24 protein-coding genes are annotated in these 25,367 nt (G+C 41.5%); 13 read left to right on the forward strand and 11 right to left on the reverse strand.

Annotation, left to right across the window (positions count from 1 at the left end; translation table 11 throughout):
• Window positions 1–12 precede the first annotated feature (12 nt).
• From A7P55_RS06225 to fae, 3 genes are read right to left on the reverse strand one after another with little or no spacing between them, the layout of a single operon-like run.
• Window positions 13–1,452, reverse strand: a complete 1,440-nt coding sequence (locus A7P55_RS06225) for an NAD-dependent succinate-semialdehyde dehydrogenase (protein ID WP_171551480.1) — start codon at window positions 1,450–1,452, stop codon at window positions 13–15.
• Window position 1,453: 1 nt separating this feature from the next.
• Window positions 1,454–2,482 (reverse strand): aldo/keto reductase, encoded by a 1,029-nt coding sequence (locus tag A7P55_RS06230; RefSeq protein WP_171551481.1) that lies wholly within the window; start codon window positions 2,480–2,482, stop codon window positions 1,454–1,456.
• Window positions 2,483–2,493: 11 nt separating this feature from the next.
• Complete coding sequence (fae, locus tag A7P55_RS06235) at window positions 2,494–3,009, reverse strand: formaldehyde-activating enzyme (RefSeq protein ID WP_171551482.1); 516 nt, start codon at window positions 3,007–3,009, stop codon at window positions 2,494–2,496.
• 228 nt (window positions 3,010–3,237) lie between these two features.
• Here fae and A7P55_RS06240 point away from each other — a divergent pair, with 228 nt between their 5' ends.
• The 3 genes from A7P55_RS06240 (at window position 3,238) to A7P55_RS06250 (ending at window position 6,555) form a co-directional block, all read left to right on the forward strand.
• A complete protein-coding gene (locus A7P55_RS06240) occupies window positions 3,238–4,413 on the forward strand; it encodes a hypothetical protein (protein WP_171551483.1) in 1,176 nt (391 codons plus the stop codon).
• Window positions 4,414–4,603: 190 nt separating this feature from the next.
• Window positions 4,604–5,491 carry a LysR family transcriptional regulator gene (locus tag A7P55_RS06245; RefSeq protein WP_171551484.1) on the forward strand — a complete coding sequence of 296 codons (888 nt, stop codon included), beginning with the start codon at window positions 4,604–4,606 and terminating at the stop codon, window positions 5,489–5,491.
• Window positions 5,492–5,619: 128 nt separating this feature from the next.
• Window positions 5,620–6,555, forward strand: a complete 936-nt coding sequence (locus A7P55_RS06250) for a lauroyl acyltransferase (protein WP_171551485.1) — start codon at window positions 5,620–5,622, stop codon at window positions 6,553–6,555.
• Window positions 6,556–6,614: 59 nt separating this feature from the next.
• Here A7P55_RS06250 and A7P55_RS06255 read toward each other — a convergent pair whose 3' ends face one another.
• Window positions 6,615–8,159 (reverse strand): PT dipeptide repeat lipoprotein, encoded by a 1,545-nt coding sequence (locus tag A7P55_RS06255; RefSeq protein WP_171551486.1) that lies wholly within the window; start codon window positions 8,157–8,159, stop codon window positions 6,615–6,617.
• Between the two features lie 135 nt (window positions 8,160–8,294).
• Between A7P55_RS06255 and A7P55_RS06260 the strand changes: the two genes are divergently transcribed.
• Genes A7P55_RS06260 through A7P55_RS06270 form a run of 3 tightly spaced genes read left to right on the forward strand, consistent with a single transcriptional unit; the run spans window position 8,295 to window position 11,198 of the window.
• Window positions 8,295–9,536, forward strand: coding sequence for a cupin-like domain-containing protein (locus A7P55_RS06260; protein WP_171551487.1), 1,242 nt, complete (start codon window positions 8,295–8,297; stop codon window positions 9,534–9,536).
• 49 nt (window positions 9,537–9,585) lie between these two features.
• The gene (locus tag A7P55_RS06265; RefSeq protein ID WP_171551488.1) at window positions 9,586–10,467 is read left to right on the forward strand and encodes a DUF6502 family protein; all 882 of its coding nucleotides are present in this window, start codon (window positions 9,586–9,588) and stop codon (window positions 10,465–10,467) included.
• 2 nt (window positions 10,468–10,469) lie between these two features.
• On the forward strand, window positions 10,470–11,198 hold the full coding sequence (locus A7P55_RS06270) for a hypothetical protein (protein ID WP_171551489.1): 729 nt from the start codon (window positions 10,470–10,472) through the stop codon (window positions 11,196–11,198).
• Window positions 11,199–11,514: 316 nt separating this feature from the next.
• Here the strand turns inward: A7P55_RS06270 and A7P55_RS06275 are convergent, their stop codons facing one another.
• Complete coding sequence (locus tag A7P55_RS06275) at window positions 11,515–12,639, reverse strand: endonuclease/exonuclease/phosphatase family protein (RefSeq protein ID WP_171551671.1); 1,125 nt, start codon at window positions 12,637–12,639, stop codon at window positions 11,515–11,517.
• 188 nt (window positions 12,640–12,827) lie between these two features.
• Here A7P55_RS06275 and asd point away from each other — a divergent pair, with 188 nt between their 5' ends.
• The 5 genes from asd (at window position 12,828) to truA (ending at window position 18,686) form a co-directional block, all read left to right on the forward strand.
• Window positions 12,828–13,946 carry an aspartate-semialdehyde dehydrogenase gene (gene asd / locus A7P55_RS06280; protein WP_005200318.1) on the forward strand — a complete coding sequence of 373 codons (1,119 nt, stop codon included), beginning with the start codon at window positions 12,828–12,830 and terminating at the stop codon, window positions 13,944–13,946.
• Between the two features lie 141 nt (window positions 13,947–14,087).
• A complete protein-coding gene (locus A7P55_RS06285) occupies window positions 14,088–15,545 on the forward strand; it encodes a FimV domain-containing protein (protein ID WP_171551490.1) in 1,458 nt (485 codons plus the stop codon).
• Window positions 15,546–15,606: 61 nt separating this feature from the next.
• A complete protein-coding gene (locus A7P55_RS06290) occupies window positions 15,607–16,860 on the forward strand; it encodes a FimV domain-containing protein (protein ID WP_171551491.1) in 1,254 nt (417 codons plus the stop codon).
• A gap of 44 nt (window positions 16,861–16,904) precedes the next feature.
• Complete coding sequence (locus A7P55_RS06295; RefSeq protein ID WP_171551492.1) at window positions 16,905–17,873, forward strand: asparaginase domain-containing protein; 969 nt, start codon at window positions 16,905–16,907, stop codon at window positions 17,871–17,873.
• 15 nt (window positions 17,874–17,888) lie between these two features.
• Window positions 17,889–18,686 (forward strand): tRNA pseudouridine(38-40) synthase TruA, encoded by a 798-nt coding sequence (gene truA / locus A7P55_RS06300; protein WP_171551493.1) that lies wholly within the window; start codon window positions 17,889–17,891, stop codon window positions 18,684–18,686.
• A 47-nt stretch (window positions 18,687–18,733) separates the two neighbouring features.
• Here the strand turns inward: truA and A7P55_RS06305 are convergent, their stop codons facing one another.
• On the reverse strand, window positions 18,734–19,741 hold the full coding sequence (locus tag A7P55_RS06305) for an AraC family transcriptional regulator (protein ID WP_004656037.1): 1,008 nt from the start codon (window positions 19,739–19,741) through the stop codon (window positions 18,734–18,736).
• A 229-nt stretch (window positions 19,742–19,970) separates the two neighbouring features.
• Between A7P55_RS06305 and infA the strand changes: the two genes are divergently transcribed.
• Window positions 19,971–20,192, forward strand: a complete 222-nt coding sequence (infA, locus tag A7P55_RS06310) for a translation initiation factor IF-1 (RefSeq protein ID WP_001284370.1) — start codon at window positions 19,971–19,973, stop codon at window positions 20,190–20,192.
• A 62-nt stretch (window positions 20,193–20,254) separates the two neighbouring features.
• Here infA and A7P55_RS06315 read toward each other — a convergent pair whose 3' ends face one another.
• Window positions 20,255–20,626, reverse strand: a complete 372-nt coding sequence (locus tag A7P55_RS06315; RefSeq protein WP_171551494.1) for a lysozyme inhibitor LprI family protein — start codon at window positions 20,624–20,626, stop codon at window positions 20,255–20,257.
• 175 nt (window positions 20,627–20,801) lie between these two features.
• Between A7P55_RS06315 and A7P55_RS06320 the strand changes: the two genes are divergently transcribed.
• Window positions 20,802–21,200 (forward strand): hypothetical protein, encoded by a 399-nt coding sequence (locus tag A7P55_RS06320; RefSeq protein WP_171551495.1) that lies wholly within the window; start codon window positions 20,802–20,804, stop codon window positions 21,198–21,200.
• A 54-nt stretch (window positions 21,201–21,254) separates the two neighbouring features.
• Here the strand turns inward: A7P55_RS06320 and leuB are convergent, their stop codons facing one another.
• From leuB to leuC, 4 genes are all read right to left on the reverse strand, one after another.
• Complete coding sequence (gene leuB / locus A7P55_RS06325; protein WP_171551496.1) at window positions 21,255–22,334, reverse strand: 3-isopropylmalate dehydrogenase; 1,080 nt, start codon at window positions 22,332–22,334, stop codon at window positions 21,255–21,257.
• Between the two features lie 46 nt (window positions 22,335–22,380).
• Window positions 22,381–22,956, reverse strand: coding sequence for a hypothetical protein (locus A7P55_RS06330; protein WP_032859189.1), 576 nt, complete (start codon window positions 22,954–22,956; stop codon window positions 22,381–22,383).
• Window positions 22,957–23,092: 136 nt separating this feature from the next.
• On the reverse strand, window positions 23,093–23,743 hold the full coding sequence (gene leuD, locus A7P55_RS06335; RefSeq protein WP_171551497.1) for a 3-isopropylmalate dehydratase small subunit: 651 nt from the start codon (window positions 23,741–23,743) through the stop codon (window positions 23,093–23,095).
• A 12-nt stretch (window positions 23,744–23,755) separates the two neighbouring features.
• Window positions 23,756–25,174, reverse strand: a complete 1,419-nt coding sequence (gene leuC / locus A7P55_RS06340; RefSeq protein ID WP_216077982.1) for a 3-isopropylmalate dehydratase large subunit — start codon at window positions 25,172–25,174, stop codon at window positions 23,756–23,758.
• Between the last annotated feature and the right edge of the window lie 193 nt (window positions 25,175–25,367).

Genomic DNA, 25,367 nt, shown 5'->3' on the forward strand with positions numbered 1-25,367 from the left:
CTGATGAGCTGATCAAGCAAGGCCACCCAGCAAGATGTACTTGATGTTTTGATATTCTTCTAAACCATACTTTGAGCCTTCCCGACCAAAGCCAGACTCTTTTACACCACCAAAGGGTGCTACCGCAGTCGAAATAATGCCCTCATTAATGCCCACCATACCGACTTGTAGTTGCTCGGCAACCCACCATGTTCGTTTCAGATCCTTGGTATAGAAATATGCAGAAAGTCCATATTGAGTATTGTTGGCCAGAGCAATCGCTTCTTCATCTGATGCAAAGGAGAAACATACTGCGACAGGCCCAAAAGTTTCCTCATGCGCAACCAGCATTTGGTCATTGGCATGCTGAATAATCGTGGGTTCATAAAAGAGCCCACCGAGCTGATGTGGCTTACCTCCCGTCACAATTGATCCACCCTTAGCAACAGCATCATCAATATGACGCTGTACTTTGGTAATCGCAGCCTGATTAATTAATGGCCCTTGCGTTATCCCCTCTGCAAAGCCCTGACCGACTTTGAGTTTCTGAACCTCTGCCGTGAGAAGTTCAATGAAAGATTCATAGACCTTTTCATGAATATAAAAGCGATTGACACAAACACAGGTCTGCCCCGTATTTCTATATTTTGATGCCATTGCACCCTGAACCGCCGCCTCTAAATCAGCATCTTCAAACACAATAAAAGGTGCATTTCCACCAAGTTCAAAAGAGGTTTTCTTTAAGGTATCTGCTGCTTGGCGCATGAGTAGCTTTCCAGTCGCAGTTGATCCTGTAAAACTAATTTTCTTCACTTTTTCTGAGCTTTGTAAGGTTTTCCCAATCTCTCTAGCATCACCAGAAACAACATTAAATACGCCTGCTGGAACGCCTGCTTGCTCTGCCAAAACAGCAAGTGCAAAAGCTGAAAGCGGTGTTTCTTCCGAAGGTTTTAAAATCATGCTGCATCCTGCTGCCAATGCAGGAGCGACTTTACGCGTGACCATGGCCAAAGGAAAATTCCAAGGGGTAATCGCGGCGACCACACCGACAGGCTCCTTGGTGACCATGATTTTGGTTTGTGCCTTAAATGTGGGGATAATATCGCCGTAATTACGTTTCGCTTCTTCAGCAAACCACTCAAAGAAACTGGCTGCATAGGCAACCTCACCTAAAGCCTCAGCCAGTGGTTTGCCTTGTTCTTCAACAAGAATCTCAGCCAATGGCTGTCGATATTCAAGCATCAATTCGCCCCAGCGTTTCAAGACCTGAGCACGTTCGGCAGCCAATGTTATTTTCCATGTCGCCAAAGCTTGGTCAGCCGCTTGAATCGCTTGTTGCGTTTCTTCTGCTCCACAATTTAAAACTTGGGTAATGCATTGTGCAGTTGCTGGATTAAAAACGGGATAACTATTCGCTTGACTCGCTAACCATTGACCATTAATAAAACTGGTATTTTTCTTTAAATTTAGCATGTTAGACCCCTGCATCTACAAAACAACCTTGAGCCGCACGCGCAATACGTGGAATCCGTTTCTCACTGGTATAATCATTAATCAGATCGCAAGGGGTGTAGTTACGATCAATTTCATATAATTCATCTTCGTTAAATTGGGTCTCTAAGGCTTGGATTGCGGTTTTAAATTGATCCACGTTGTCGGCTCCCACCAGCATGCTATGGATACCACGGCGCTGCAGTACCCAAGCCTGTGCAACCTGTGCCATTGTTAAATTCTTGTTTTGAGCCACTTTGCTCACCGATTTTACAATTTCAAAGCTTACAGCGTCGTTATACATCTGCTGGGTAAAGAAATCGGTGCTATTGCGGGTTGAACTCATTTCACCACTTAAAATGCCACGGGCTAAGGGACTGAATACTGAAACGCCAATCCCTTGATCAATACAGAAAGGAATCATTTCCCGTTCTTCTTCGCGATAGGCACAATTCAATTGCAATTGCATATTGATCGGTTTGACAAAACCATTGCGTTCACATGAAATCAAGATTTTTGCCAACTGCCCAACCGTCATGGTTGAAACACCAAAATAACGTGCTTTTCCAGACTTGATAATTTGATTCATGGCAGCAAGCGTTTCATCTACTGGGCTATCGACATCAAAAAAGTGCAGCATATAAATGTCGACATAATCCGTACCAATGCGTTTTAAAGATTGATCGATACTACTGAGGATATTCTTTCTAGAATGTCCTGTTTGATTGATGCCCCCACCTGTTCCATAGCCAACTTTTGTGGTGATCACCACCTCATCACGATTGACCAGTTTATGAATAATTCCACCAACAACTTCTTCGCCTTTTCCTGCCGAATAAAAATCAGCAAGATCGATAAAATTGACCCCTGAATCCAGCGCATATTTAATAATTGGAGCACTTTGCTCAGCATTAAAAATCCAGGGTTTCCAAGAAGATGAACCCATATTCATGGTGCCTAAACATAGGCGCGAAACTTTTAAACCTGAATTGCCTAAATTGATATATTCCATGGTCTTAAACCTTAATTTTTAGGGGTATAAAATGGATTTTTGATTTCTTTAAGTACGACTAAATCATTCTTTAGCGGTAAATGATTCAATGCGGCATGAATGGCCCGAGCACAGGCCTTGTAATTATTGCGATACACTTCATCCAAATCATTGCAGTTTGGATTGACCCAGTTCGCAGTGATAATGGCCCACTCATCTTCAGCTTCTACAGGAAAAACGCCTGACAAAAGTGCTTCATTGATGGCCTTAGCAATCCCTGCCTGTGAGGCGCCCCATGTTGCATTTGCATGAATGTCCCCTTGGATTTCCGCTTTATTGACATACAAGGTCATCGGTTTTACGGGGATGTTCGGTTGTGCAATCACCATAAATGGACAATGACCTTGAGATGGTGAAGACAGACTATTTGCAAAAGCCTGTCCCACAGGACCACCACGCGGACCAATTAAAATATTGATATGTGATGCATTGACTCCATCACCTTCAAATCCCTCACCGATATAAACCTCAGCAGTTAACTTATCCATGTACTTTCCTTGAGCAAATAAACTGCTATTACCATCCCTTGTTTTAAATAAAAATAAAATGCAAATTAATTCACAGTACTATTAAAAAATCTAATATCAAAAAAACTCACACCGCTGTGAATTAACTTCATAGCAAGCATGCAATATTTATTATAAATAACAGTAAAAATATGATTAATTAATCCAAAACAAGGAAATTAAAATTTAATTTATTTTCAAGGATAGAAAATGTTAAAAATAAAATCAGCACAAATTAAAACCCTACTCTTTATAGGTAGTTTAGTGCTAAATCAAACCATTTATTCTGGTATAAAATTTGGCGAACCCACTTCGAACTTGGGGCAGTTAAATATTGGTGGTGCAATCCGTGGTAAGTATGTCTATGACCATGACACCAACCCGAGTAGTAGTAAATTTTCTTTTAGTGATGTCATCTTACGTCTTGATTATGACTCGCCCAAGCTCATTGGCGCGCTAGATTATCGCATCTATGAATATTATGGTCATGTTGGTGATGCAAGCTGGTTAACGGATGCTTGGATCGGATACAAACTAGACCATCACCACAAGATCATTGCAGGTTTGAATCCAGTCCCATTTGGATTGGATCGGTATTGGGGAAATACCTTTTTTCTTGGCATTGCCAACGTGATGGGGCTGGAAGATGTCCATAATGTTGGAATAAAATATCAATTCAAAACCGATAAAAATCAATTGTCTTTGGCTTTCTATCCAATCGATGGCGGCAATTTTAGAGGACATTCAAAAGATGCGCGACGCTTCAGTATTAATATGATCAATGCAGATGATTATGTTGAGAATGGAACCAATACCCAAGAAAAAAATATGGTCATGACGCGTTATTCGCATCACTTTGACACTGAACATTTAAACGCTCAAATTGGTGCATCACTTTGGTATTCAAGCATTGAAAATAAAAATTATTCCAGCACAGGATCACGTCAAGTATGGTCTATTTTTGGCGATTTTAATTATCAAAACTGGAATAGCAAATTGCTGTTTGGTCATCAAGATATTGCCAATAAAGACCGCTTGAGTCCTGATCATATTAGCTTAGGCGGATTTGACTATTCCTATAATTCAGCAACGCAAGGAGACTTTTTTTCTACAGAATTGAGCTACTTATTCCCATACAGTTTTGAATATGTACAATCCATTCGCCCCTATCTCAATATCAGTGGTTATATCAATAAAAAGTATAGCGATACTGATAGTTATAGAGTTATCTCAGGTATTTCATTTAAACTTAAAGACCTTAGCATTCAAGCAGAGCATTTAGTCGGCAAATATGATCCCTACCTTGGTGATCAAAATGGTTTAGCACAAGGATCAAATAATAACTGGAATCAAAAAACATATATTTCACTTGCTTATTATTTTTAATTAACCAACATAATATGCATTCCTTATTTAAATTATAAAAATTATTTTTATAGCTAAAAGCACCTCATACAAAATATACGCTATGCTACACTGAGCACAATAAATTGTGATGAATATGAAACACCTCTTCAGGACAAGAGTGGTCGTATTCATCTGATAAAAATCAAGGATATGATAAAAGGACGTATGGATGCGACAATTACCTCCCATGAACGCTTTACGCATCTTTGAAGAGGTGGTTAAGCATTTAAATTTCTCTCGTGCAGCCCAGTCGCTCTGCCTAACGCATGGGGCTGTCAGCAGACAAATCAAATTACTAGAAGAATATTTAGGCGTTCAGCTTTTTCTGAGATCGCCCAAAGGAATCGAACTCACCTCTCATGGCCTCGAGTTCGCAAATGATATGCAGATTGTGTTTGATCAAATTGAAACATCCGCACTCAAATTTAGAGCAAAAAACATCCGTAAAAAACTCAATCTTGAGGCCCCACCAACATGGTGTAATCGAATTCTCTCGCCAAATTTAAAAAACTTTTTGCTCACCAACCAAGACTATTCATTTACAGTGAACTACACTCAGGATGCTGAAAGTCATGAAGTTGCTGTAGATACAGATATTCGAATTCGCTTTGGTCTCGCCCCCTCCAACCATTGTCAGAGCAGTCTACTTTTAAAAGAAGACTATGTGATGGTGGCCAGCCCACAACTCTTTAAAGAGGGGCTCGCCCCGAATATTCAAGATTATCCGCTCATTCATGTCTTATATAATCGTAAAAGGCTAGATACATGGCAGATCTGGTTACAGCAAAACCACGCTGTTAATTTAATCGATTCACATTGCGCCATTGAGTTTTCAACCACAGAGCAAGTTATTCAAGCTGCTGTTGCGGGTTATGGTATCGCCATCATTGATAAACCCATGATTCAAAATGAACTGCATACTGGTCTGCTCAAGGCAATGATCGAGACTGGAATCCAAAGCAAATATGGTTACTGGATTGATATTCCCTTGAACAAAGCCACTCTTCCCAAAGTTCAAATTTTCAAATCTTGGTTAGAAAAGTTATTGATGCAATAAGTTTCCAAGCCATTCTAACGGCGACGCTTTATTGCTAAACACCCTATGTTTTATTTTAGTTTTAAAGTCGCCACCTACACTTCATGCTACACTGCTGCAAAATTCAACGTTATTCATTTTTCGAATTTATGAGTCAAAAACAGCCTTATACCTCTGGCGAGTTTCAATGGAAATTTCTATTACCCAAATACTGGAAAATTTGGATCGCCATTCTCTTTCTTATGCTATTGGCTATCTTACCTTGGGCCATTCAGTGGCGCTTGGCACATGGTTTAGCCGCTTTATGCTGGCACTTGCTCAAATCACGCCGCAAAACCACACTTCGGAATTTAGAGCTGTGTTTTCCAGAGTGGTCGCCTGCCGAGGTTGAAGCACAAGCCAAACAAGTTTTTGTGGATATGATGCTAGGTGTGTTTGAAACCCTCAATGCTTGGTACTGCCCGAAATGGTTTAAAGGCCGCCATAGTATTGAAGGCTTAGAACATCTCACCGATGCAAAAGCACAAGGTAAAGGCGTGTTATTACTCGGCACCCACAGCACCTTACTGGATGCAGGCGGTTATATCTGTTCTCAATATTTTGAACCCGATGTGGTGTATCGCCCACAAAACAATCCGCTGTTGGATATGCTGATTTATCGCTGTCGTGCCACCATTTATCAACATCAAATTGACCATGATGATATGCGTGGTTTGATCCGTCGACTCAAAGATGGCGGTGCAATCTGGTATAGCCCTGATCAAGATTTTGGTTTAAAACAAGGGGTGATGGCGCCCTTCTTTGGTGTTCCTGCGGCAACCGTGACGGCCCACCGTCGTTTACTCAAAATTTCGAAAGCGGTTGCAATCCCGTTGTATTTCTATCGTTATGGCGATGTTCGCAATCCACAATATAAAGTACTGATTGAGCCAGTTGTGGACAATATGCCAAGCGAAGATGAAGTCGAGGATGCGATTCGTGTGAATAAAATTATTGAAGCTCAACTTCGTATTGCACCTACGCAATGGATGTGGTTCCACCGTCGTTTTAAAACCCGTGCTGAAGGTTACAACAAAATTTATTAAGCTAAAAAAGCCGCCTCATTAAAGAATGAAGCGACTTTTTTCTAAAGCAATAACAACAATTAATTCGGGAAAATCACCCCGGTGCTTAAGTCAAAATAAGTTGGGGTATTACTATACACAGAACCCAATTTAACATTAATGAACCAGCCTAAATTGCCCTGATCTTGTAAACGGTTTTGAATCTCGCTCGGTAGATCAAGCTTATAGATCGCATCTTCTTTAAAGACTTTTGATTCGATACTGGCTGTACTTTCACTATCACGTTCAAATAAATAACCTTGTTGTAGCACACCGAATCCAATCGAATTATCTTTATCAATCAAATGATAACCTTCAGCAGCTTGCTGTTTCAGCAACGCATCTAGTTTGGTTGGATTATCCTCAAAAAATCCTGCTTCCGTTTTTGGCATATCAAAATAACGATAGCTATAGGTTCCATTATGGGTGCTGCTATTTACACAAGTTGGGATGTAATACATGTCATCCTTAGTGCCATTGGTTGTGAAGTCTTCACCCGCAAAGATTAATTTACAACCTTGTGCGCCGAGCTCATTGAATGCAGCAAGAATACTTGCTCTGGTTTTATTGGTTAAGAAACGATTGTCATAAGTATAGGTTGCGGGTTTCTTATCATTTTTCACAAATAAATATTTATAGGTATTGCTTGGATCCTCTCTCAAGAACGACTTATAAATAAAGCCAGACTGACCTTGTTTTTTCATTTCAGCTAATTTGAGCACATATCTATTTGCAATCACATTGGTGGTGATGTCAGCAATTTTATAGCTATAGGTATCGGTTGAAGCATTATTTTTTACATATAAGTTTTTAGGTTCAGGGAAATCGCTATTGGCTTTTTTCACATCCAAAGAACTGCCCGCTAAGGCAAAACCTTGACTACCCTGCTCATTGGCTTGCGCCAAGAAATTGGCCCAAGACGTTTGATTATCGAGTAGACGATAACTTGCCGTTGCTTTACTCACAGTCGGCTTCAATAAGCTATAGCCTTCGACATTAGTACGGGTATAACAAGTGACAACTTTAGATGGATCGACTGAATCCATATACGTTTGAATATCTTTGATACTCGCTGTTTCACTCACAGCACACATGCCATCGCCTTTAAAGGCATATGCTGAAGCAATCCCATTTGGTCGATAGCGATCACTATATTTCACTCGGTTGGCCGTGGTTGTACCGCTGGTTTCAGTCGCTGCAATCTCGCTAATCAGTGCATCATCCGATGCAACATCGTAATTTTTAATGATTGCACCGGTACAATCCTCTTTTTCAAATTGACGGGTTTCAATGGTAAAGCGAACGCTGTTTTCGGACGCTTTGTGTACCGTTAAATTGGTTCGTGCTCCCTTATGGCAGAAGCCACCCAACCATGAACCCACAAAACGATCAGCCACGACCGGAGTTGGTGTAGGTGTTGGAGTCGGTGTAGGGGTTGGAGTCGGTGTAGGGGTTGGGGTCGGTGTAGGCGTAGGAGTCGGCGTAGGCGTAGGAGTCGGTGTTGAATCTGAATCATTATCAGATCCACAGCCCACCAAGATTGCGCAAGTTACGCTAAGTGCTAGTTGAGTCCATATATTTTTCATTGCATCACCCTCTGTGTGATTTTTTCACATATTTGTGTATGTGAAAATTTAACACTTTTATTCTTGAGTGCAAATATGTTTATGCGTAAATTAATAACGAAAGGTAAAATCATTTTTTATTAATGGTTCGAAGGTATGGATGCTCAAGAAAACTTAGCAAGACAATTCAGTGCTTTACCGAAAGAATGGCAGGCATGGTTAGAGGAAAATTTAGAGCGCGGTTGTGCTCCAATTGATTTAGCCAATATTCTGTTGCGTGAAGGTTTAATTGACCTGAATAAAGATTTTTCTGCTCCGATATACGCTGAAGAACAACACTACCGAGAACTTGAACAGGCAGCAGTTGTAAAACAAGCTCAACACAGCAGTACATTTACGCCAGAACAAAAAAAATGGTTGGCTCACATGCTACTGGATGGTTTAAGCAAAGCTGAGATTTATCAGTCATTGATAAAGCAAGGATTAAATGAAATCGATATTGCATTCGAATGGGTACAATTAAAGCAGCATCCTTATTTTCAAATCGCCGAAGAGCAGCACTTCCTGCTCAAAAAACGTAATTGGCTGCTGCATACTTTAGATCGTTTTGCCCGTTTAAATCCTGAATATCAGCAGATTAAGCGAATTTCAAAACCTGATTTTGCAGATTTTATCCAACAGTATTACAGCCGAAATTTACCTGTGATTTTGACTGATGCTATCCAGCATTGGCCTGCTTTACACAAATGGTCACCACAATATTTCAAACAGGCTGTCGGTACACAAGAAATTGAAGTTCAGTTCAATCGTGAACAAGACCCTTTATTCGAACGTAACTCGATTCAACATAAAACCAAAATGCGGATGAGTGATTTTGTTGATTTAATCGAACAAACCCCGTATTCCAATAATTTTTATATGACAGCGAACAATGCCAAGGCCAGCCAATCCAGTCTGGCTGCATTGTTTCAAGATATTGATCATTTTCATGGCTATACTGACCACGCCCAAGTCTATGATCGTAGCTTCATCTGGTTTGGCCCTAAAGGTGCATTTACCCCCTTACACCATGATTTGACCAATAACTTTTTAGTACAAATTTATGGACGGAAAAAAGTCACCCTGATTCCTGCAATGCAAACGCCACACCTCTATAATGATGTCGCCGTATTTAGTAAAATTGGCGATCCTCATCGTCCTGATATAGTGAAATCATTTCCAGATTTTGCCCATAGCAGCAAAATCGAATGTATCCTGAATGAAGGCGAGGCCTTATTCATTCCGCTAGGCTGGTGGCATTGTGTCGAAAGTTTAGACATTTCCATGAGTGTTTCCTTTACTCATTTCAATATCGACAATGCGGGCGCTGAATCCTTTCCTTCACTAAGCGGGCATTAAAAATTGTGTCAGCCAATGACTTAACCGAATCCGTTCTTAAGGTGTTCTAATGGTAAAACCAACAGACCAAGTCATCATCAACACAGCGTCATCTGAATTGAATGCACAAGGCGTGATTCCGCAAGATGCAGAAACCACATTGGATAGTATTTATCCCATGATGCAGCATATCGCACGTTGGTTAATCCATTCAGGTGTTGGCTATACCGATTTCGTGGCTGCGCTAAAACCAATTTTTTATGAACAAGCCTTGGTTGAATTAGAACGAATCAAACAGAATAAAACCGATTCAGCAGTCAGTTTATTATCGGGACTACATCGTAAAGATGTCAGCGCTTTTCGACAGCAAGCCAATCAAGTCACCAATGAGGCTCCTAATTTTGCCATTAGTGTGCCTGCCCGTGTCATTGCCCGCTGGATTGCCCTTGATCTCCCCCATCAAATTCCTGTTTCCGGTGAGGAAAATAGTTTTGAAGCCTTGGTTAAACATATTTCAACAGAAAAACATCCGCGCTCGATTTTGTTTGAATTACAGCGTTTAGGTGTGGTTGTTCAAATCGATCAAGAGGTCGTATTACAACAACATAGCTTTACCCCGGATAACCAAATGCAAGAAAGTAAAGCCCTCTTTTCTGCCAATCTCAGTGACCATTTGGCTGCAGGGATTGATAACTTTATCAGTGAAAAACCCTTTACCCATCTCGAACAAGCGGTACATGCTGAAAAATTAACAGCACAATCTGTTGAGGCACTTCGGCAGTTGAGTATTACACTTTGGCAAGATATGGCAAAACAACTTTTAAATGCCGCGATTCAGCATTGTGATCAAGACCAAGAAAAAGATGATGCACATTATCAATTTCGCTTTGGTGTCTACCAGTACGATACTCAGATAAAACTACAAGTGCCTTATATTTTTAAGGATAAATAACAATGAGAAGCTTATTGCTCGCGACAGTTTCTTTCATTTCAGTGGTTGTCTTAACCGCCTGTGGAGAAAACTTTTCTGTTGCCAATGTGAGTCTAGGTGGTAGTGGCTCTGGAACACAAAAACCATTACCCGGTGGGGGAAATCCACCTGTCACTGGCGATAAAGGTAAAGATGATGAGGAGGAAGATCAATATGATTATTTTGTTACCTTCCCTGATGCCGTAAATGATGAATGTACTGGAATACAACGTAGTATCTATTTCATTGATGCTGGGACTAAGCATCCTCAGATTGTTGGAGCCCAGCAAAATAGTCCCTCACAAACCGTTCAAATCAACATTAAAAATACAACGCCAAATTATATATTTGAAAAAATTCCTCAATGTCATCAAGTAGAATTTTGGGCAATGTCAGGGAAATTACATTTCCTTCCTGATCAATATTTAAGATGTTCGGCAGAGCAATATACTGTGCAAGTTTTACAACCTTATGAAGTTAAAACTTATGAGTTTGACTTTAAAATTCCACAAGGTGATGACATTTTATTGCTTCGCTACCCAACACAATACTCATCTAATTTGCCCGATGCCCAAACCCATTGGAGCAATTGTCCAACCTTAGACATACATCTTCCAGTCACCCAACAGTTGATCCCTAAATCAGGTGAAAAATTACCACCATCAAAACCAGATCTTAGCGAACTACCCTCTGGCGGAAAGCCACAACAATAAGTCATATACAATCGGGCTAAAAAATTAAAACCCGAGTTCTGCATCCTGCAAAACTCGGGCAAATGAGGTTGTGCTTTCAAACTACTTTTATTATCCTGCGTCCATCGCATGCATCATATCCATGATGACTTTTCCATCTCAGCGTCGCTATCCTTAAGCGGAAATCCATTCCTGCGTCCTTGTGCTGATGTATTTAGAATAAACCTTTTAACGATGTCCGACTATTCGTTGCAGACTTAAATCTATGTACGAAATAACGTACATTGATTAGGTAAACTTTAAAATCAACCAATTGCGCACACATCCTCTTGCTGAATCAGTTTTCCATTTGCTGTTTATGTGGTTGGGCTAAAGGATCAGTTACCGCTTTCTCTTCCTGCTCAGCCTTTTCAATGCCCTCCTGTATTGCTTCTTGAGCTTCCTGCTCGTCCTCAACAGTCTGCTCTAACGCTTGCTGCTGCTGTTCAAACACCCGTCCTGTTTGTAAGACCACATACACCGGAAAATGATCTGAACCTATATGAGCCACGCGTTTCATTTCCACCAAGCCAAAATCAGTGCTATGAAAGATATGATCCAATGACCATCTTAAAAGAGGATAATCCGCATGAAAGGTATTCATAAAATAGCGCCCGACTCGTGGATCAAGCAAACCACTAATGCGCTGAAATAAACGCGTTGTTCTCGACCATGCCACATCATTCAAATCCCCCATCACGATACAGCTCTGATCAATATCTTTAATCTGATCCCCTACAATCAGCAACTCTGCATCTCTTAAAGTTGAGTCTTTGGCTTCTGTTGGACTTGGTGGTTTGGGATGTAAACAATACAACTGCACTTGTACGCCAGAAAGTAATGTCACTGTGGTATGAATCGATGGAATTTCATCACTCAGGATAAATTTAACTTCAGTATCATTTAAGGGCAAACGACTATACAGATGCATGCCATATAGATTTTCTAAGGGTACTGCCACACGAAAGGGATAATCTGCTTCAATTGGGCTCAGCGCTTGCTGCCATTCAGCATTCGACTCCAGCGTAAGCACCAAATCTGGCTTTAAAATTTCAATCTGTTCCAGTAACAGATGATATTTGTGATTAGGCGTCAATACATTCGCAACCAATAAGGAAATTTGTTGCTCAGGATTGAGTTGCGCCTTTTTGACTGTTTTGACTTGCTTGCGCCATAACGGCGTATAAGGCAACACCATTTTAAGCTGATAGGCAATTGCCGCCACTAAGCCTATGAACAGCAACTCGGTACTCAAGCTCCAATCGGAAAGCACAAATAACATCGCAAAAAATGTGATGATCCCGAGTGCTAATATTTGTAATCTCGGAAAGTCTGCACCCCGAAACCACCATTCATCTCTGGGGATCAAAGACCAAAATGAAAGCCATATCACCAGCGCTGCGCAAATCTGAATCCATATCATGTTCATTTTTCTCTTTGGGGTAGCATAGATTTACAATAAAGTTTTCGCTTTATCAATTTTCTATCTAATATAAACAAGATATTCCACTCAATAAACGCACTGTTTTATTTCAGTAAAGCTTGCAGTTGTGGGCACTTTTGATACACTCAAACCCCTTTAAATTTTTTTACATACCGAGGCACAATGACATGAAAGTAGGTCTGGTCGGTTGGCGTGGGATGGTTGGTTCTGTCCTGATGCAACGTATGGTTGAAGAGAATGATTTTGCTCATATCGAGCCATTCTATTTCTCTACCAGTAATGCAGGTGGCGAAGCACCTTCATTTGGTGGTAAGACTGCCCCAGCACTTATGGATGCAACAGACATTAACAGTCTGAAGCAAATGGATGTCATTTTAACCTGCCAAGGTGGTGATTATACCTCTGAAGTTTTCCCAAAACTTAAAGCTGAAGGTTGGGATGGTTATTGGATTGATGCTGCATCTACGCTACGTATGGCAGATGACGCAATCATCGTTCTTGATCCAGTCAACTTAAACGTGATTAAAGATGGTTTAGTCAACGGTACTAAAACTTTCGTTGGCGGTAACTGTACCGTTTCATTGATGTTGATGGGCTTAGGTTCACTGTTCCAAAATAATTTAGTGGAATGGGCGACTTCAATGACCTATCAAGCAGCGTCTGGTGCGGGTGCGCAGAACATGCGTGAACTGATCACTGGCATGGGTTATTTGTATAACAATACTAAAGCGTTATTGGATGACCCTAAATCTGCAATTCTTGATATTGACCGTCAAATCGCAGAATTACAACGTGGCGAAGGCTTCCCGAAAGCAAACTTTGGCGTGCCATTGGCGGGTTCATTGATTCCGTATATCGACAAACAACTCGAAAGTGGTCAATCGAAAGAAGAATGGAAAGGTCAGGTTGAAACCAACAAGATTTTAGGTAATCAACAAATCGTTCCGATTGATGGTCACTGTGTGCGTATTGGTGCAATGCGTTGCCACTCTCAAGCAATCACATTGAAATTGAAAAAAGATGTACCACTTGATGAAATCGAAGACATGATTCGTAACTCTAGCCAATGGGCAAAAGTAGTTCCGAATACTCGTGAAGCCTCTATGACAGATCTTACCCCTGTTGCAGTCACAGGGACATTAACTGTTCCTGTTGGTCGTTTACGTAAGCTCAATATGGGTAAAGAATATCTTGGCGCATTCACTGTGGGTGACCAACTGCTTTGGGGTGCTGCTGAGCCATTACGTCGTATGCTTCGTATTCTGGTGGAATACAAGAACGCTTAAGCAAAAATTCCTAATAATCAAAAGCCGATCACATTTGATCGGCTTTTTTATTGCGATGAAAGATGAATAATTTACAATTCATTTACATCACGGTAATGTATACTTTTTCCAGACCATAACATCACTTTTTCATGGATCGAGATGACTGTTTATAACAAATTAAAAATTGCCATTTTAGCCATCATTTCTTCGCAACACCTTTATGCAATTACGCTTGATCCAATTCAAATCCAGTCTGCGCCTGGTGAACTTCTTTATGCCGAAATGAGTTTCCACCAAGCCGATGCCAATTCCAAATTAGACGTCAGTTTGGCCACGCCTGAAGATTTATTGATGCTTGGCGCTGCACATCAGCCCCCCGCTAATCTTAATTTTTTTACACGCCGGAACAATCAAGGTGAAGGCGTGATTGTGATCACTTCATCACGCCCCATGACCGATGCTGAACTGAATATTATTTTAAAAATTCAGGAAAACGGTGCATCACATTTAAAGCATATTCGCCAACCAATGCGCCAAGTCGCGAAAGCACCTTTAGCGAAGAATGCCAATGAAAAATCACTAGCACCCAAGTTTATTGTCAGTGAAAAAGATATCGCTTTAAATCTACCTGAAAGCACACGCTTTAATGCTACAAATGCAAATTCACAAGGGCAAAACTTAAAACAAGAAACACTCCTCAATGCGCCGTTTACCCTTCCACCGGTATTAGAAACATCAAAGCCAAGTACGACAACAACAGCTGCCAGTGCAGTTTCAATCGCTCCGCCCGTGAAAGTAGAAACAGCAGCAGCGACCTCAGTTCCACAGCCGGCAACGCCTATCGCAGAAAAAGGACCACAGCAGCCAAAAACAGTGCCTGTCAAACAGGAAAGCACTCAAACTGTGAATACAGCCACGACTAAGCAAAGTACTGCATTGGATGAGGAACTAAAAGTAGCTGAACTTAAACCGATTGAAACCAAAGAAAAAGCCAAAACACCTGATCCAGCGAAAGAAACAGCCCAAGCGGCCAAAAAGAAGCTCCCGACAAGAACAGCAGTAAACGACGACAAAGCCCAGCAGCATGTGGTGCAACGTAATGAATCCTTATGGAGTATTGCACAACACATTGCAGGGCAAACGCAGCAGCCCGTTGCTCAGGTCATGAATCAAATCAAAGCACAAAATGAACATGCCTTTATTGGGGGGAACGCCAACCGCCTTAGACAGGGTTCACATTTAAACTTTAATCTTACGGCAACGTCCGCGCAGCAAAATAAAAATACCCAGCAAATTGCGGCGCAAACACAACGTCCTGTCACAGGAAAAGCCAAATATCGTTTGCAGCAAGCTGAAATGTCTCTGGTGGCTGAGAGTAATCAAGATTCCAGTACTGGAAGTGCCAAAAAAGACACATTACAGCAAAAAACCAGTGCCGATTTATCATTAAAAGTTATGACAGCACGAGAAAAAACCGTTACATTACAAAGAAACGTAACACAGTTAGAATTGGCACTACGTCAGAAGGAACAACGTATTCAGCTGTTAAATGCTCGGCTTGCTGAACTGCAAGATCAGCTGAAAGCGCAACAGGACACTAAAAAGCCAACACGCTAGGTTACGAGAATATTCTCATAAATTTGCATAAAAGCGGCTCTATCTTTAAGGGGTATAGATCATGTCAACTATAATCATTGTACTGCTGGTCATTGTACTGATTGTCGCCATCGTTTTAAAAAAACGTGAAAGCAATCAAGCCAATGCTGCACCGAAAAAAGGTGCCAGCAAAACGGCAAAAAAAGCAGCGACACGATCTGCTTCACGAACCACATTAGTCCGTGAGGAACAGGAATATGCCCCTCCAACCACGACTGAAATTTCTGAAAGTTTGCGCCAGAAACTTGAACAACAAATTCAAAACGGTAATTTCCAGTCTGCCGAAGCACAAATCAATCAGGCCCTAAAGCAAGATAACGCTCAACACGAACTGTATCTGTATTTACTTGATATTCATTTAAAGCAAAAAGATGATTTGGCAATTGATCAATTGATCAAACATATTCACGCCTTGAAACTTGAAGATATTGCCCAAGCAGCTGAAGCTAAACATCGTGAATACGAACAAAATAAACAACCTGATCCCATTGATTTTAATTTAGCATCTCATCATTTTCAGCAACCATCTGCAGCTGCTGAGCCTCAAATTCAAAATAATGTTGCGGACTTTGATGCACTGGTTCAAGCCCCAGCGGCACAATCATTTGATGACTTGCAATCAGAATATGCTGCGCCGACAGAAGAAGCTAAGCCTGTAGAAACTGCAGCTGAAGTTCAACCTTTAGACTTTAATTTCTCGTTTGAACAAAAACCTACGGATGACACTGTACCGTCTCCTGCCCCAGTTGCAACACCTGAGAGCAAAGAACAACAGCCACCGCTTGAGTTTTCGTTTAACTTAGAACCAACACCAGCAAGCATTGAAGAAGCAAAAACTGAAGACCTAAAACCTGAGCTTGACTTTAACTTTACTCATTTAGAAGTTGCATCTCAGCCCGTTGAAGAAAAAGCACCTGTAGAAGAAGCGGCACCAAGCTTAGATTTTAATTTTGAACCTACCGTAGAAAAAACTGAACAACCTGCACCACTTGAAACCACAGCGTTTTCATTTGACATTGCAGAGCCAGCTGCAGTTGAAACACAAGCTGAATTGATCACTCCTGCTGCAACAGCGATTACAATTCACGACCCATTGGCCCAGTCTTTCCCAGATCTGCAACAACTTGATGAAGCACAACTGAATTTAGAACTTGCAGAGCAATATATTGAACTAGGTGCCTATGATTCTGCACGTGAGTTGTTAAAAAACAATCAGGCATTCAATGCAGAACAACAACAACGTTCAGAAAATTTACTGAATAAAATAGCTTCCTGAATTTGATCAGTCTAATATAAGCAGTCTCTCAGGCTGCTTTTTTTATGATGAAAACAATCGCTTTAATTTATATGGGTGGGACGTTTGGTTGTATTGGTGAACCATTGATACCAATGCCAGAACAGGATTTTTTACCTTTATTAGCGAAGGTGATTCCACCACATTTACAGGTTGAATGTTTCGCTGCCGCTAGCATTAAAGACAGCAGTGCCTGTACCGCAACCGATTGGTTAATGCTGGTGCAGCAAATACAACAATTACAACTCAATGGCTTTCAGCATTTTGTCATCATTCATGGTACGGATACTTTAAGCTATGCCGCTGCAACGCTAGCACGTTTTTTAGGCCATTCTTGCCACGCCATCATTACGGGCAGCCAATACCCATTATTGAATATTGAAGGCAATGATACCCGCGAATTCACCGATGCAATCGGCAATCTGTATTTAGCGCTGGAACAAGTCCTTGCTTTGCCAAGTGGTGTTTATCTTGCCTTCCATGAGCAAGTCTTTCATGCACAAAGCACTTTAAAAGCTCATACCACTGAATTAGATGCCTTTGTTGGTATTAAAGCAGACCAAAGCTGTGACACTACAGCAGATGCGCTTATTGTCCAAAATGAACAGATTGATCAAGCCGCTCAACTCAGTGTCTTGAATTTGATGTTACAGCCGATTGCGAAACAACAATTCATTTTACAATTAAAAAATCTTCTACTTAGCCCTCCTCACTTTTTGGTTCTACAAGGCTTTGGTACAGGTAATATCGCAGTCAATGATGAAATTCTGGCCCTGTTTGAACAACTTTATCAAAAACAATGTTTGCCGATTATCAGCACTCAAGTGACCTTTGGGCAACTTGATCAACGCTATGCGGTTAGCTCATGGATTCAATCTGCCAAAGTTTTAGTCAATGATTGTCATAGCCATGCCGATTTATATGCAAAAGTCTTGCAAATGTATTTAAAATATCCGACCCACGAACAATGGTTCGCGCATTGGCATCAACATTAATTCTGAGGTTAGAACATGCAACGTTATGCAATCGGTATTGAATTTTGCGGTACTCAATACCGTGGTTGGCAAACCCAACAGGCTGGCGTTATCACTGTTCAGGAAACCCTAGAAAAAGTGCTAAGTCGTATTGCCAATCAGCCGATTATGTTACATGGTGCTGGACGAACGGATGCTGGTGTCCATGCGACCAATATGGTGGCACATTTCGACACCGAAGCCATTCGCCCAGAACAAGGTTGGATTCGTGGTGCCAATAGTCAATTGCCCAAAGACATTTCAATCCAGTGGATTAAATGTATGGATGAAAATTTCCATGCCCGTTTTAAAGCTGTGGCTCGTCGTTATCGCTATGTGGTGTATAACGCCCCGACTCGCCCTGCCTTGTTATATAAACAGGTCACCCATCTTTATCAAAAGCTTGATGTGCAAAAGATGATTACAGCAGCGGCAAAATTCGAGGGTACGCATAATTTTGAGACTTTTCGTGCCGCAGCCTGTCAATCGAATCAACCTATACGCCATGTAAAACACTGTCGCTTATTCGAACATGGCCGTTATCTGGTCTTAGATATTCAAGCGGATGGCTTCTTGCACCATATGGTACGTAATATCATGGGCTGCCTGCTTGAAATTGGGCAAGGGCAGTATGAAATTGACCATATTGATACCATGTTTGCCGCAGAAGATCGCACTGCTGCTGGCATTACCGCCCCACCTGATGGTTTATACTTTATTCAATCTTATTACCCAAATGAGTTTGACTTACCGCAGTTGCCTTTGGGTCCACACTGGTTGAATTTAGCTGAATAATAAAAAAGCCTTATCACGATGATAAGGCTTTTTTTACTTAGAACCAATTAACGCTGTTTACGCTTGCGATACTCAACTGGCGTTTCATTGGTCCAACGCTTAAAGGCACGATAGAAAGTACTTGGTTCAGAGAAACCTGTTAAATACACAATACGCTCAACACTTTCATTGGTATTCGCCAACAGCTTTTTCGCTAAACGGCAACGATAGTCCGAAAGAATTTGTTGGAAGCTGGTATTGGCCTCACTGAGTTGGGTTCTTAAACGACGTGGCGTGATATTCAACTGCGCCGCGACCGTCTCCAGCGTCGTTTCACCACTTTCGAGAGTTGAGCCAATGGCACGGCGAACTTCACCCACCAGATCATAACGCGCCAGTTCTTGTAATTTTTCAATCGCCAATTGCTCATGCAATTGCAGTAATTCAGGTTCTGCTTGCCATAACGGATAATCCAGTACGGCTGCATCAAAATAAAGGCGGGTTTCTTTTTGCCCCAAACTCACTGGGCAACCATAGACTCTAAAGTATTCGTCATCGGCAGCACCCTCATTGAAGTTAAAATCAATATAAATCGGGTGAAACTGACCTTCGGTAATGAATTTAAAGAAACGTAAAATGCCTGACATGGCGCATTCAGAGAAGTGACGGTTGACCAGATTATCCGGCCAATACTGCTCGCCATTGCTCAAGTAACAACGACCATCTTCAATCACCAGTTTGGCATCGAAAGCATCACTAATCAGACGTTGATAAGCCAAGGCACGCTTTAAGCCTTCACCAAAGGTTTCACTACTAATAAATAAATGTTCAATCACTTGCCCACGATAAAGTGGTAAATGTTCACCGAGATGAAGTCCGATATCAGGATCGTTACTCACATCCTGTGCAGCGATCCAGAACGCATTTTGTGCACTTAGTGGCGTTCTTGCATTGGTATCCACTTGATTTAATGCCACGCCGGCCTTTGTTAAAATCTCTTCAGTTGGTAATCCTGCTTTACGAATTGCCTGATAACCAAAGCGCAATACAACTGATGCATCTGTTAGCTGACCCACGCTGTGCCCTTCCCTGTAGATACGTTATTATGACAATGAACAACAATTTTAGATTAACGTTGATTGACCAAACTGACAACAATATTCTGCTTATTTTGTTAAAAAAAATCGCGAATTGTCTGACAGTTCCTTTCGGTTAATATCTGACAGCCTCGAACAGACTTGATCTTGTAAATTTTAAATAAATTGACTATAATTTGCGCCTTCCCAATTTGATCTCAGGTAGGCTATGGCCAATAAAGAGGAACTCATTGAGTTCGAAGGCGTTGTCACCGAAACGCTTCCTAATACGATGTTCCGTGTACGTTTAGAAAACGGTCACGAAGTTATTGCTCACATTTCTGGTAAAATGCGTAAACACTATATCCGTATTTTGACAGGTGACAGTGTTAAAGTTGAAATGACACCTTATGATTTAACTAAGGGTCGTATCACTTATCGTGCGCGCTAAGTCAGATTAGTGAATGCAAAAAAGCCACATTATGTGGCTTTTTTTATTGCTCAAGCGAAAGTCTATTCACTCAGGCGTGTGGTTTTACAGCCCACCGTCTGACATTCACGGATACGCTCTTGCAGCCAGTTGTTGCGTTCTTGCGTTGCATTCAATTGGCATTGCACATAAACCGTACTCTTGGAATCATCACTACATTCTGCATCACGATGACGAATCCACGCCAGTTGTGATTTTTTTAAAATTTTTTGTTGTGTATCGCTCAGCTGTTTGCGTAATTGCTGATAGTTTTTATTTAAATCAGCATCTGCACTGGCAAAAATTTTATTGGTACAATAAATATCATCATAAGTATTACGGGCATTTTCGCAGTTATCCGCATAGCTCAACGTCGCCATTGCCCCACAGATCAAGCCAAATATTATTTTGTGCATGAAGTTGTCCAAATCGCTTAATTATCACCATTATCTAAGCATATTTTTCTGGGCTTGAACATTGTCCAAAAGTAGACAAGATTGTATATTTTTAGCAATTCACATAAATGCTCTCGACACCCCTGTACTTTTACCCTTGAATAAAAAAAGATCAAAGAGATAAAGGATGATCATAATGAAAAATTATAAGTGCCTGTTGTTCTGTACGCTTCTCGGTTTACAAAGTTGTGCGACATCAAACCAACCAAATATCAGCCTGCCCGACTATCTACAACCGTTTATTGGGCAATCAGCGAACACCATACAGCAACAGCTCGACTTAAAACCCTTAGGTTTCCAAACACAGACCCAACCAGTTAAGCAAAATAATCAACTGATTTATACCGTGATTCGTCCCGTTCGTATCCCGATTCCGATAGCACAATCAACCGAACTTGGCGCTCAGAATATTCCGATTCAAAGTGCGGGCAATGCAGGCAGTGCTTATGATCTGAACTTAAAATGCCATATTATTTTTGAGCTGGATCAACAACAAGTTGCGCAATCAATTCGTTATGAAGGTAAGGCCTGCTAAGCCATCAAATAAAAAAACGCAGCTTATGCTGCGTTTTTTTATAGCCTGCAATGCTTAGTTCAATGCTGCTACCACAGCCTCACCCATCGCATCTGTACCGACCTTATTCATGCCTTCCGACATAATATCGGCAGTACGTAAACCTTGGTCTAACACCTGACCAACCGCATCTTCAATTGCCTTCGCAGCAGCTTCTTCACGGAAGGTATAGCGCAACATCATCGCCACTGAAAGCACTGTTGCCAATGGATTGGCAATATTCTGACCTGCGATATCTGGCGCTGAACCATGACATGGTTCATACATGCCTTTGCCATTTTCATCTAAAGACGCAGATGGCAACATTCCGATTGAACCTGTCAACATCGCTGCTTCGTCAGAGAGGATATCACCGAACAAATTACCGGTAACGATCACGTCAAATTGCTTTGGAGCGCGAACCAATTGCATTGCCGCATTATCCACATACATATGCGACAACTGAATATTTGAATACTGTGCTTGCTGCAAGTCAGTGACCGTTTGCTTCCACAACTCCGTTACTTCAAGAACGTTGGCTTTATCCACCGAACAAACCTTACCACCACGCAATCCAGCTAACTCGAAAGCGACTTTGGCGATGCGTTTGATTTCACTTTCTGAATAGACGTCAGTGTTATACCCCTGCTTTTCACCATTTTCGAGTTCACGAATACCACGTGGCTGACCAAAATAGATCCCCCCCGTTAATTCACGAACAATTAGAATATCAAGACCAGCAACGATTTCAGGTTTTAAGCTCGATGCATCCGCCAATTGTGGATACAAAATCGCAGGGCGTAAGTTCGCAAATAAATTGAGTTCACTACGAATTTTTAACAAGCCACGTTCAGGACGAATTGAACGCTCAATGCTATCCCACTTCGGACCACCCACTGCACCTAATAAAATTGCATCAGCTTTTTTTGCCTGTTCACTGGTCACTGTTGGGTACGGTTCGCCATGCGCATCAATTGCAGAACCACCAAGCAAACCATGTGCCCATGTCAAACCTAAATTAAATTTATCATTGACCTTGGTTAAAACCTTTTCAGCAGCTGCTACGATTTCAGGACCAATGCCATCACCCGCTAAAATTAAAATATGCTTCGACATTTATTTTTCCAATTTTCCTATGTGCAGCGATAACACTGCGAGCCAATTAAACCTTTTTCTCAACAAACTCACCCAGACCTGTACTGACATCAAATGGACGACAGAAACGGCGAATGGTGTGTTGCTCTTGCTGTAAATCTACGCACAATGGATCAGGTACAGAAACATTAAGTAAACTGCCTGAACGACGTGTTCGGTCTCGGTACATTTTAAAGGTATAGCGCACATGCGGTTTAAATGCATGAATCACATGGAAAGTTTCGGAACGGTCAGGAGAAATCGGATAAAAACGAATGACGACTTCATATTGCTTGGCTGGCACACTTAAATAGACCTGCTGTTTGCGGCTAAATACTGAACCATGTAAGCGTACAATGCCGCGTTCCATCGCCTGTTGGCTAATCCGATGAGTTTTTGCGTCAATGACCGCAATATCACCAATTCGTTCAAACTCACAATTCTCAACACCTGAACAATATAAAGTTGTGTTGTCCGCCTTACTTTCCAATGTGTTCTGTGCAATACGAACCTGATCCACCACATTGGGTGCATTTTGACACGCAGTCAAAGTCATCGTAGCGCCTAGACACAGTAAAATACTGCGAGCGAGTCTTCTTTTCATTATTCAAGCCCAGTCCTCATGTCTTGTTAACATGTAAGCAAAATATTATCCGCTAGCATGTTAACAAGAGTTCAATCTCTGCGCTATGCCTATGTTAAAAATGTCTAAAACCCAATCTGGTTTCTTGCACCCAAACTTATGCTTGGATGTCTTGAAACACCCAAGGACGCGCTTGTTTCGCCTTGGCTTCAAAAGCGCGAATATCATCTGCCACTTGTAAAGTTAAGCCGATATCATCCAAGCCATTCAATAAGCAATGTTTACGGAATGGGTCAATTTCAAATTTAAATGCTTCACCTGTTGGAGTACGCACTTCCTGAGCCTCTAAATCGATGGTCAGTTGATAACCCTCATTCTCAGCACATTCCTTAAATAACTGATCCACCACCTGTTCAGATAAAATCACAGGTAACATGCCATTTTTAAAACAGTTATTAAAGAAGATATCGGCAAAGCTTGGCGCAATGACGGTACGAAAGCCATATTCATTCAATGCCCAAGGCGCATGCTCACGGCTAGAACCACAACCAAAATTGGTCCGTGCCAATAAGATACTTGAACCTTGATAACGCGGTTGATTCAACACAAAATCAGGATTTTTCAGGCGCTTGCTAATGTCTTGACCTAAATAGCCTTCATCCAAATAACGTAACTCATCAAATAAGTTATCGCCGAAACCTGTGCGTTTAATCGACTTTAAGAACTGTTTTGGAATGATTAAATCGGTATCGACATTGGCGCGGTCTAAAGGTGCAACAACACCTTGCTCTACAGTGTATTTTTCCATGATATTGCTCCCTTAGAATGAACGAACGTCAACAAAATGGCCTGCAATTGCAGCTGCCGCTGCCATCGCTGGGCTGACCAAATGGGTACGTCCGCCGTTACCTTGACGACCTTCAAAATTACGGTTCGAGGTCGAAGCACAATGCTCACCCGGCTGTAATTTATCTGCGTTCATCGCTAAGCACATCGAACAACCTGGTTCGCGCCATTCAAAACCTGCTGCCAAGAAAATTTGATCTAAACCTTCTTGTTCAGCTTGCTGTTTCACCAAGCCCGAACCCGGCACGATCATCGCCTGTTTGATGCTCGACGCAACCTTACGGCCTTTTACCACATCGGCTGCTGCACGAATATCTTCAATCCGCGAGTTGGTGCATGAACCAATAAACACACGGTCTAACAGAATATCAGCCAAAGCTTGACCCGCAGTTAAGCCCATGTATTGATAAGCACGGGTCCAGTCATTGCGTTGTACATCATCTTTGGCTTGTTCTAAGGTTGGTACAGCCTGTGAAACAGGAATAACCATTTCAGGAGAAGTTCCCCAAGACACTTGAGGCTCAATCTCTGCACCATTCAAGACCACTACGGCATCAAATACGGCATCTTCATCCGAATGCAAGGTATCCCAGTATGTGACTGCTTGATCCCACTGCTCACCTTTTGGTGCATAGTTACGGTCTTTTACATAGGCAATGGTTTTGTCATCGACTGCAACCATGCCCACGCGAGCGCCCGCTTCGATCGCCATATTACATACGGTCATACGACCTTCAATCGACATATCACGGAACACTTGGCCACCAAACTCAATGGCATAACCTGTACCGCCTGCGGTCCCAATCTTGCCAATAATGGCTAACACCACATCTTTTGAGGTCACGCCTGTCCCTAATACGCCATCAACACGCACCAACATGTTTTTCGACTTCTTCTGTACCAAGCATTGTGTAGCCAATACATGTTCCACTTCTGACGTCCCGATACCATGTGCCAAACAGCCGAAAGCACCATGTGTTGCAGTATGTGAATCACCACAGACCACAGTCATACCCGGTAAAGTCAAACCTTGCTCTGGACCAACCACATGGGCAATGCCTTGACGGATATCATTAATCCCAAACTCAACGATATTAAAGGTTTTACAGTTGTCATCTAAGGTTTGTACTTGAATACGAGAGGTATCATCTTCAATCCCTGCAATACCCTGTTCACGCTCTTTTTTAGAAGTTGGCACGTTATGGTCAGGTGTTGCAACGTTAGCACTTAAACGCCAAGGTTGGCGATCGGCAAGCTGTAAGCCTTCGAAAGCCTGAGGACTGGTCACTTCATGTAATAAATGGCGATCAATATAAATTAAGCTCGAACCATCATCGCGTTGTTTTACTAAATGGTCATCCCATAATTTGTCATATAAGGTCTTGCCTGCCATGTCTTCGCCCTCCATCGTGCTTGCCATTGGTCTGGGTATTTTTCATCTTGAATTGATTATAGCAATCGCTTCACATAAATCTAATTTATCATTTTTATAAATTAACAAACTTTTAGGAATGATAAATTGAAATTTTAGATCTTGATCATCTCATTAAATTAAAAAAATTTAAATCATCTTCGCTGAGCACATT

The organism is Acinetobacter sp. Ac_5812 (assembly GCF_013072695.1).
GTDB lineage: Bacteria > Pseudomonadota > Gammaproteobacteria > Pseudomonadales > Moraxellaceae > Acinetobacter.